Annotated in this window: 8 protein-coding genes; all 8 read right to left on the bottom strand. The window is 73.2% G+C overall.

Translation table 11 applies throughout. From position 1 onward, the window contains the following. Window positions 1–920, bottom strand: a 920-nt coding sequence (locus AC2CHG_RS28390) for an MATE family efflux transporter (RefSeq protein WP_484525951.1), incomplete at its 3' end; no start/stop codon positions are given. 596 nt (window positions 921–1,516) lie between these two features. After that, the gene (locus AC2CHG_RS28395; protein ID WP_030269837.1) at window positions 1,517–1,726 is read right to left on the bottom strand and encodes a DUF6186 family protein; all 210 of its coding nucleotides are present in this window, start codon (window positions 1,724–1,726) and stop codon (window positions 1,517–1,519) included. After that, entirely contained in the window at window positions 1,726–2,133 is a 408-nt protein-coding gene (locus AC2CHG_RS28400) for a hypothetical protein (RefSeq protein ID WP_484525952.1), read from the bottom strand. Before AC2CHG_RS28400 ends, AC2CHG_RS28395 begins: the two co-directional genes overlap by 1 nt. Before the next feature lie 135 nt (window positions 2,134–2,268). Continuing rightward, complete coding sequence (locus AC2CHG_RS28405) at window positions 2,269–3,282, bottom strand: DHH family phosphoesterase (protein ID WP_484525953.1); 1,014 nt, start codon at window positions 3,280–3,282, stop codon at window positions 2,269–2,271. Next, on the bottom strand, window positions 3,279–3,767 hold the full coding sequence (gene rbfA, locus AC2CHG_RS28410) for a 30S ribosome-binding factor RbfA (RefSeq protein WP_262013630.1): 489 nt from the start codon (window positions 3,765–3,767) through the stop codon (window positions 3,279–3,281). The genes AC2CHG_RS28405 and rbfA overlap by 4 nt, the downstream gene beginning before the upstream one ends. Before the next feature lie 181 nt (window positions 3,768–3,948). Beyond that, on the bottom strand, window positions 3,949–4,242 hold the full coding sequence (locus tag AC2CHG_RS28415; protein WP_013284668.1) for a DUF503 domain-containing protein: 294 nt from the start codon (window positions 4,240–4,242) through the stop codon (window positions 3,949–3,951). A 41-nt stretch (window positions 4,243–4,283) separates the two neighbouring features. Then, window positions 4,284–5,327, bottom strand: coding sequence for a TRM11 family SAM-dependent methyltransferase (locus AC2CHG_RS28420; RefSeq protein ID WP_262013631.1), 1,044 nt, complete (start codon window positions 5,325–5,327; stop codon window positions 4,284–4,286). A gap of 82 nt (window positions 5,328–5,409) precedes the next feature. Then, on the bottom strand, window positions 5,410–7,681 hold a 2,272-nt coding region (gene infB / locus AC2CHG_RS28425; RefSeq protein WP_484525954.1), incomplete at its 5' end, for a translation initiation factor IF-2.

The raw sequence follows: 7,681 nt of genomic DNA on the forward strand, positions 1-7,681 counted from the left end.
GCCAGGAACCGCGCGCCGGCCGCGTCGCCACCGCCCAGCGCGGCGCCGACCAGCGACTGCGCGGCGATGGCCAGGGCGTCGAGCACCAGCACGGTGAAGAACCACAGTTGCAGGGCGATCTGGTGCGCGCCGACCGCGGCGGCGCCGAAGCGGGCCGCGACGGCGGTCGCGGACAGGAAGCTGGCCTGGAACGCGACACCACGCACGAGCAGGTCCCGGCTGAGCACGAGCTGCTGACCGATCACCCGGGGCCGGGGCCGCAGCGAGACCCGCTCGCGCACCAGCGCGGCCGCGAACAGGACGCCGGAGAGCGTCTGCGCGATCGCGTTCGCCACCGCCGAGCCGACCAGCCCGAGCCCGGCCGGATAGACCAGCAGCGGGCAGAGCACCGCGGAGAGCAGGTTCGGGCCGAGCACGAACAGCAGCGGCCGGCGGGTGTCCTGGATGCCGCGCAGCCAGCCGTTGCCGGCGGCGGCGAGCAGCAGGCCGGGCGCGCCGAGGGCCGCGACCCGCAGCCATCCGGCGGCGGCGTCGGCCACCTCGCCGGGGCCGCCGACGAGGGTACGCGCCAGCGCGCCCCCGCCGATGCCGATGGCGATCGCCACCAGCACTCCGGTGGCCAGCGCGAGCCACGACGCCTGCACGCCCTCGGCCACCGCGGCGGCCCGGTCCCCCGCTCCGAACCGACGGGCCGAGCGGCCGGTGGTGCCGTACGCGACGACGGTGCCGACCCAGGCGGTGAGCGTCATGACCGTGCCGCCGACGGCGAGCGCGGCCAGCGGCACCCGCCCCAGGTGACCGACCACGGCGGTGTCGACCAGGACGTAGAGGGGCTCGGCGGCCAGCACCACGAGGGCTGGGAGCGCGAGCGCGGCGATCCGCCGCGGCGAGGCGGTGACGGGGGTGGCGGTGGTGCTCATCGCCGCCGATCCTGGCACGCGCTCAGTAAGGCATGCAAGGCAGGCGGCTACTTACCCACACCGGCCAGGAAGCGGGCGGGTTCCCGCGCGGCGGTGACGTCGGCGTCGGGCCGGGGTGTGGACCGCGGGCCCGGCCGGCGTCACCGCCGGACGGCGTCCGTCACTGACGGGTGTCCATCGAGGTCTGCAGCGCGCGGCGCATCTGCTCGCGCGCCTCGTCGGTGGTGGTCTCGGTCTGCGGCTTGCGCTTGCTGGGCATCTGAGGTCCTTCCAGGGTGCGGACCGCCGGGACGTGGCGGTCCTACGGGCGCCCGGCGCTCCGGATCGGCGCGACGGCGAATCGCGCCGCGACCGGAGGTCGTCGGCGGCTGAGCGCCCGGCAGCGGTCCGGGATCACCGGAGCGGCTCGCCTGGCAGCGGGAGCCCGGGTCGGTCTGACCCTGGAGGGAGGCGAGGCCGGGTGCGGCACCACCGCCCGTGACCAGCGCCGCGAAGCGCCGGCCCCGCACCCAAATTAACGTTCACTTTCCAGACACTGCCCACAGTTCCCGAAATGCGGAAAGATCAACGTCGTCGTCCCACTCCGGCGAGGGCGGTCAGCGGGCCAGGAAGTGCCAGCCCAGCCACCACCAGAAACCGAACAGCCCGATCCGGCCGACCGGCACCGGGCCCACCTCGTACCGCATGACGAACGCGCAGACGTCGGCCAGCGACGGGATCCGCGACCCTTCCCGGCGCGCGGCCCACTCGACGACGGCGAACAGCACGATCGAAACCAGGAAACCGCCGATCGCCAGTGCCCGCATCATCGGCGCACCAGTCCCCAGAACGCGGACAGCCACGCGAACCAGGCCGCCGACCGGGCCAGATTGTCCTCCAGCAGCGGATCGGCCAGCCGGGAGAAGGTGGGGAAGTCGTCACCGGCCGCCATCACGAACGTGGCCCCCTCGAAGACCCCGAAGACGGTCACCGGGACCAGCCACCACAGCGCCACCGACGGCAGCCGGCGCGGCGCCGGCCGCCGGGGCACCCGGTTGCTCAGGCCGACCCAGATCAACCCGCCGCCGGTGGTGAGGATGTAGAGGTTCGCCGCCGTCGAGAAGGACGGCAACTGGCCGCCGACCAGGGACAGGCAGATCAGCACCGGCACGGAGACGACCGGTCGGTCCCAGGACCGGGGCGCCTCGACGGTGAGCTCACGGGGATGATCCATCACCCGATTGTCCCCAGCGTCACGCACGGCGGAAAGGCTGGCACGCCTCGTAATCCCTGGAAAAGCCGCCGATCAGCTCACATCTCGGTGTGCCGCCACGCCTCGGCACCGCGGAGATTAAGGGACAATCCGTCCTTAAGGGGCGGCAGCGAGTTCGGCACGGATCCGGCCGACCACCTCGTCGAGCGATCCCCTGCCGGTGAAGCCGGCCGCGAATCGGTGCCCGCCGCCGCCGAGCGTCACCGCCACCCGGCTCACGTCCACAGCGCCCTTGCTGCGCAGCGACACCGCCCATTCGGCCTCGCCCGCCTGCTTGACCACGCAGCTCACGTCCGCCTCGGCGGTGCAGCGCACCGAGTCGATCAGCGCCTCCAGCACGTATGCGGGCTGGTCGTGGCGGACCAGGTCGTCGCGGGTGGCGTACGTCCAGACGAGCCCGTGCCCGTCGGCGGCCGCCGGTTCCAGCGTGGCCCGGCCCAGCACCTCGCCGAAGAGGCGGACGGCGCCGAACGGGCGGGTGTCGAAGATCCGCCGGGAGACGTCGCCGGGCCGGATGCCGGTGGCGATCAGGCGCGCCGCCGTCTCGTGCACCGCCGGGGTGGTCGCCTCGAACCGGAACGAGCCGGTGTCGGTGGTGAGCGCGACGTACAGCCCGGTCGCGATCTCCGCGTCCAGCGTGACGCCGAGCCGGTCCAGCAGCTCCAGCGCCACCACCGAGGTGGCTGCGGCGTGCGGGTCGACCAGGCTGATCCGGCCGAAGCCGGTGTTCGAGGCGTGGTGGTCGAGCACCAGCGAGGCGCCCGCCGTGTCCAGCCGGTCCGCCAGGTCACCCAGCCGGGACTCGCTCGCCGCGTCGAAGCAGATCACCAGGTCCGGCGCCGGGTACGCGTCGTCCTGCGGCACCAGCAGGTCCACCCCGGGCATCCAGCGGAACGGCTCCGGCACCTCCGGCGGCCCCGGGAAGGTGGCCTGGAGATCGCGTACGCCGAGCCGGCGCAGGCCCAGCCCGAAGCCGAGCATGCTGCCCAGCGCGTCCCCGTCCGGGTTCACGTGGCAGATCAGCAGCACCCGCGCGTCGGCGGTAAGGCCGCGTACCGCCGCGACGGCAGCTGCCCACGCGGTCTCGGTGGGCCCGGCCGCCTCGGTCACCGGCGCTCGCCGGCGCGCGGCTCGTCGTCGTCCTCGTCCTCGGCCGAGGCGTCGTCGGCGTCCTCGTCGTCCTCGACCCGGTACGGCTGGGCGTCACCCGCGTACGAGGACTTCGCGGCCAGCCGCTGCACCTCGGCGTCGGCGGTACGCGCGGCGGCCAGCAGGTCGTCGATGTGCTTGACCTGGTCCTGCACGTCGTCCAGGACGAAGGTCAGCGTCGGCGAGTGCCGCAGCCCCAGCGCCTTGCCGACGGTGCTGCGCAGCATGCCCTTGGCGCTCTCCAGCGCGGCGGCGGTGCTCGCCTGGGCCGCCGCGTCGCCGAGCACCGTGTAGAAGACAGTGGCGTCGCGCAGGTCGGCGGTGATCCGGGCGTCGGTGATCGTGATCATGCCGAGCCGTGGGTCCTTGATCTGGCTGCGCACCACCGACGCGACGAGTTCCCGGATACGCTCCGCGTGCCGGCGAACCTTTGCCTGATCCGTCATGTCCCCCACCTCCGGGATCACCTGTACCCATGACGACGCCGGGTCACCGTACGACCCGGGCCGTCGGCCGGAGACGGCGAGCGCGTGGGCGCCGCCGGGTCCGACCGCCCAACGCTGAAGAACACTACCCGCGCGCCGCCGGCCGTCGCGCGGCACGGCCGGAGTGCGGCGCGACGCGCCGTCAGTCGTCCGCGCCGTGCAGGCGACGGCGCACCGACAGCAGCTCGGTCTCCGGGCGGGCGGCGACCAGCCGCTCACAGGAGTCGAGCACCTCGCGGACGTGGGCCGGCTCGGCGGCCACCACCGCCACCCCGATCTCGGCCCGGCCGTGCAGGTCCAGCGCCCCCACCTCGGCGGCGGAGACCTCGAACTTGCGCAACGCGGCGACGATCGGCCGGACGTAGGACCGCTTGGCCTTCAGGGACCGGGAGTCACCCGGGAGCAACAGGTCGAACAGTGCGGTTCCGGTATACACGGCGAGCAACGGTACGCCGGGCGGCCCGGCCCGGCACGCGATTAAGGCGCGACAGCCACCAGCACGTCCCGCTCGATCGCCTGGTCGACGCGGTGCGCGAAGTCACCGAAGCCGGGGCCGTCGAGCACCCGCAGCCCGGCGGCGGCCAGCACCGCCTCCGCCTGCGCCCGCGGCGCCACGTGGGTGTTCCAGGACAGCCCGATCGCGCCACCGGGGCGCAGCAACTCCCGCCACACCGGCACGGCCGCGGTGAGCAGCTCCAGCGGGCTGCGGGACAACCCCTGGCCGGTACGGCTGCCGTGCGCCACCCCGTACGGCGCGTCGGTGACGATCACGTCCGCGCAGCGGGCGCGCAACGCCTCGCGGGCCCGGGTGGTGTCGGTGTTGAGCACGGTGACCCGCTGGGTGGCCCCGGCCCGGTGCTCGTCCCGCGACGGCGCGAGCACCGCCTCGAACCGGCGGGCGACCAGCTTGCGGTCCCGGCGCACCGACGTCGACTCGGCGGTGTGCTTGAGCCGCTTGCGGCGCAGCCAGGTACGCAGGAACGCCGCGTACGCCTCCACGTCCTGACTGTCGCGCTCGATGCCGATGCCGTCGTAGCCGTACATCAGCGCCTGGTTGAGCGTGGTGCCCCGGCCGCAGAGCGGGTCCAGCACCACCACCGGCCCGTCCAGCATCCGCGGCGCGGCGGCGGAGGCGAGCACCGTGACGTTGAGCAGCAGCCGGGTGAACTGCTCGTTGGTCTTGCCGGCGTACTTGGGGATGGTGATCAGGTCGGAGTCGTACCGGGCCAGCGGGCGCAGCGGCACCGGTCGCAGCAGGTCGTCGCCGACCCGCTCGAACAGCGCGTACGCGGCCGACAGGTTCGCCAGGTGGGCCAGGTCCCGCTCGCCCAGCCCGGGGCCGCCGGTGGTGAACGTCAGGTACTCCACCCCGCCGATCCGCGTCACCTCCGCGTCGGCCGGTACGGCGTCCAGCACGCCGGATCCGGCGAACACGGCCAGTTCGGCGCGGGCCAGCCGGGCCGCCGCGTCGGCGTAGACGCGGTTGGCGGAGGGGGCGAGGAGCAGTGCGTACCCGGTCACGCCGCAGATTGTCGCAGCCTGCGGAAACGGCGACGGCCGGGGCCCGAAGGCCCCGGCCGCCGGCCGGTCGTACGCGTGGTCGTCAGGCGCGCGGCTTCTCGCGCATCTCGAACGTCTCGATGACGTCGCCGACCTGGACGTTGTTGTAGCCGCCCAGCGTCAGACCACACTCGAAGCCCTCGCGGACCTCGGTCGCGTCGTCCTTGAACCGCTTCAAGGAGCTGATCGTGAGGTTGTCCGCCACGACCGCCCCGTCCCGCAGCAGCCGCGCCTTGGCGTTGCGGCGGATGAGGCCGGACCGGACGATACAGCCGGAGATGTTGCCGATCTTGGACGAGCGGAAGACGTCGCGGATCTCCGCGGTGCCCAGCTCGACCTCCTCGTACTCCGGCTTGAGCAGACCCTTGAGCGCGGCGTCGATCTCCTCGATGGCCTGGTAGATGACGGTGTAGTACCGGATCTCCACGCCCTCGCGATCGGCCATCTCGCGGACCTTGTTCGAGGCCCGCACGTTGAAGCCGATGATCGTGACCGCCTCGGACGAGGCGCTCGCGAGCATGACGTCGCTCTCGGTGATCGCGCCCACGCCCCGGTGGATGATCCGAAGCTGGACCTCCTCCGGGATGTCGAGGTTGAACAGCGCGTCCTCGAGCGCCTCCACGGAACCGGAGACGTCGCCCTTGAGCACCAGGTTGAGCGAGGTCTTCTCGCCCTCCTTGAGCTGCTCCATGAGCGTCTCGAGAGTGGCCCGGCCGCGGGAGTTGGCGAACGACGCCGCCCGCCTCCGCGCCTGACGCTGCTCGGCGATCTGCCGCACGGTGCGGTCGTCCTCGGCGGCCAGGAAGGTGTCACCCGCACCCGGCACCGTGGTCAGACCCAGCACCATGACCGGACGGGCCGGACCAGCCGAATCGACCGGCTTGCCGTTCTCGTCGAGCATGGCCCGGACCCGGCCGTGCGCCCCACCGGCGACGATCGAGTCACCGGCACGCAGGGTGCCCTTCTGCACCAGCACGGTCGCCACCGCACCACGGCCCTTGTCCAGGTGCGCCTCGATCGCGACACCCTGCGCCGGCCCGTCGATTGGAGCGGTCAGCTCCAGCGACGCGTCGGCGGTCAGCAGCACGGCCTCGAGCAGTTCCTCGATGCCGATACCGGGCTTGGCCGCCACGTTGACGAACATGGTGTCGCCGCCGTACTCCTCGGCGACCAGGCCGTACTCGGTCAGCTGCTGGCGGACCTTGTCCGGGTTCGCCTCGGGCTTGTCGACCTTGTTGACCGCGACCACGATCGGCACGTCCGCCGCCTTGGCGTGGTTGAGCGCCTCGATGGTCTGCGGCATGACGCCGTCGTCGGCCGCGACCACCAGGATCACGATGTCCGTGACCTGGGCACCACGGGCACGCATGGCGGTGAACGCCTCGTGACCCGGGGTGTCGATGAACGTCACCGCGCGGTCCTCGCCCTCGTGCGGGACGTGGACCTGGTAGGCGCCGATGTGCTGGGTGATGCCACCCGCCTCGCCGGCCACCACGTTCGCCTTGCGGATCGCGTCGAGCAGCTTGGTCTTACCGTGGTCGACGTGACCCATGACGGTCACGACCGGCGCACGGCTGACCAGGCGGTCCGCCGCGACCTCGGCGTCGAGGTCGATGTTGAACTGCGCGAGCAGCTCGCGGTCCTCGTCCTCCGGGCTGACGATCTGCACGTCGAAGCCGAGGTGCTCACCCAGCAGCTGCAGGGTCTCGTCGGAGCACGACTGGGTGGCCGTCACCATCTCGCCCAGGTTGAACATCTCCTGGACCAGCGAACCCGGGTTGGCGTTGATCTTGTCGGCGAAGTCCGACAGCGAGGCGCCACGGGACAACCGGACGACCTGACCCTGACCGCGGGGCGCGCCCGAGGACATGGTCGGGGCCGACAGGTTGTCGAACTCCTGTCTGCGCTGCTTCTTGGACTTGCGACCGCGGGTCGGCCGGCCGCCGGGACGCCCGAAGGCACCCGCTGCGCCACCGCCACGGCCACGGCCGCCGCCACCGGGACGGCCACCGCCGCCGACCGGACCACCCGGACGGAAACCACCGCCGGGAGCACCGCCACCGCCGCCGGGACCGCCGCGGTAGCCACCGCCACCGCCGCCACCACCGGGACCGCCGCGGTAGCCACCGCCACCGCCGCCACCACCGGGTCCACCGCGGTAGCCACCGCCACCGCCGCCGGGACCGCCGGGACGCCCGGCGCCTCCACCGGGTCCGCCACGACCGCCACCGGGGCCGCCGGGACGGCCGGTGGTCGGGCGCTGGCTCGGCATCGAGGCCGGGCTCGGCCGCGGCGGCATCGACGCCGGGCTGGGC

Source organism: Micromonospora sp. ATLC20, from assembly GCF_057196585.1.